Raw genomic sequence first — 2235 nt, forward strand, 5'->3', positions numbered from 1 at the left:
AAGGCCTGCAAACGATTCACCAATTCGCCGATATCCGGCGCGTTCGCGTCCAGTTGCGTGTCGAGTGTGTCGGTTGCGTTCATACGTTGGTCGATTCGGAAGGCCCGTAGTGAATCGCAAGGCAGGTGATGTCGTCGGACTGCGGCGCGCCATCGGCAAACTGATGCACGCTGTCGAACAGGCGCTTGAGCAGCACTTCGACTTCCGCGCCATTCGCGCCCATCAAATGTTGCGCAAGCCGCAATTCGCCGTATTCCTCATCGGCAGGATTGAAGGCTTCGGTTACGCCATCCGTATAAAGCAGCAAGGTCGTGCCCGCTTCCAGATGCGCGCGCCCTTCCGCAAACGGCGTGCCTTCGATCACGCCCAGCGCCATGCCGCCCGTGCCAGGCAATTGCGATATCGAGCCATCCGGCGCGATCACGTAAGGGGGATTATGCCCGCCATTTGCGTATTCGAGTTCGCCGGTCGCGGTATCAAGAATGCCGTAGAACAGCGTAACGAACATGGTTGCTTCGTTATCCTGCGAAAGCAGGTCGTTGGCCAGCGCCAGACATGCGCCAGGACTGGATGCGCTCGGCGCGATTGCACGCAGCAACGTGCGCGCCACTGCCATGAACAGCGCGGCAGGCACGCCTTTGCCCGACACATCGGCGATCACCACGCCGATCTTCTGATCGGAAAGCCAGAAGTAATCGTAGAAGTCGCCGCCGACTTCGCGCGCCGGAATCATGCGCGCGAACATCTGCAAATCGGGACGCGAAGGAAAGCGCGTCGGCACGATCGATTGCTGCATGCGGCGCGCGACGTCGAGTTCCTGTTGAATCGACACAAGCTTGGTATGCGCGTTGAAGACGTTCTGAATGGTCAGGAACCACGGACGCCACGCTTGCGGAATATCCGGAATCGACTTCACCGAGCCGCGATCCTCGTCCTGAATGTAGCGCACCAGTTTTTGCGCTGGCGCAATGGCATCGTTATACGTGAGGCGATTGGCGACCACCAGCATGATGGTCAGTGCGACCACGACAAGCAGCACGCTCGGCACGCCCGTGCCCAGCGCCACACGCACCAGATTCCAGCGCGGCACCAGCAGCACCACGCGAAATGGCGCATGCGCAATGCCGATCGCTTCGACGTAGTAGCTGCCCTGCGTGGTCAGGCGTCCATCGGACTCCTTGAGAAGGTCGTGCAGATTCGCGCGCAAGGCTTCGGGAAAGGCTTCCGTCGCGGGCAGCACGTGTTGCACGCCCTCTTGCACGAGCGTGGGATGCGCAAGCAACTGGTCCCGGTCATTGACGATAAACACCGTGCCCAAACCATCCGGCCACGTTCGCACGAACTGATTGAGCCAGCCCAGCGTCAGATCGAGCGATACCGAACCGCGAAACTCCGCGCCGTCGTACACGCCCGCCGATGCAGTGACCATCATCCCTTTGCCGGCTTCATCGACATAAGCAGGTGTCCATATGATTTGCCGTTTCGGATCGTTGGCGGGCAGCACGCCGGTAAAGAAATCCTTCTGACGCAACGAGTCGGCGTAAAAGAAATCGCTCGATTTGATCCACGGATAGATATTGATAAAGCGACGCATCGACGAGTAATACACCCACGTCGCGCCCGGCAGATTCGCAATAATCGACTTGAACGGACCGTTCAGGCTCAGCGCCATTTCGAGTTCGCGATCGAGCGCGGGCGTGCGCGGACCGACGAGGCCCGTGAGATTGCCCGCGTCCGCTTCGGTCCACGGCGGCGGCAGGGTATCGAGTTGAATGCTGCCGGGCTGTTTGCCGGGGCGCAAGGCATCGAACAGCGCCGTGGGCGCGGCGCCTTGCGGATGAAGACGGAACCACGTTTCGCCTTGTATGCGCATCGAATTGACGGCGTCGGTGCTGCTGCGCACGAGCGCATCGAGTGCGATCGATTGTTCCTGCATGCGCTGGCTGATGCTGTCGGTCTGCGATTCGAGCGTGAGCCGGTATCGCATGAAAACGAGTGCGAACGCGACGATCAGCACGCCGACGAACGCGATGCGCATGACGCGGTTATAGCGGGCGAATAATGCCGCCGTCAGATCTGACATACGTAGTTAGCCAAATTAAATGCGTTCACGCGGCGATACCCGGCAGACTGTCCAGACGCGCCAACTGTTCCTGCCGTGCGCCTGAAAGTCCGAGATAGCCGAGGCGCTTTTTCAGCACGCCAGCGCTGGTCAGATGAAGGATTTCGGAAAAC

The 2235-nt window shown here is 60.0% G+C and carries 1 protein-coding gene; it reads right to left on the bottom strand.

What is annotated here, in order from left to right; all coding sequences use genetic code 11:
• Positions 1-79: 79 nt before the first annotated feature.
• Entirely contained in the window at positions 80-2083 is a 2004-nt protein-coding gene (locus tag P7F28_RS07155) for a SpoIIE family protein phosphatase (protein ID WP_277183817.1), read from the bottom strand.
• Positions 2084-2235 lie beyond the last annotated feature (152 nt).

The organism is Caballeronia sp. BR00000012568055 (genome assembly GCF_029439455.1).
Classification (GTDB): Bacteria; Pseudomonadota; Gammaproteobacteria; order Burkholderiales; family Burkholderiaceae; genus Caballeronia.

What these genes read in the sequence shown, in the direction of transcription:
- P7F28_RS07155 (WP_277183817.1), bottom strand. Translation starts at nt 2,083, where the DNA reads ATGTCAGATCTGACGGCGGCATTATTCGCCCGCTATAACCGCGTCATG.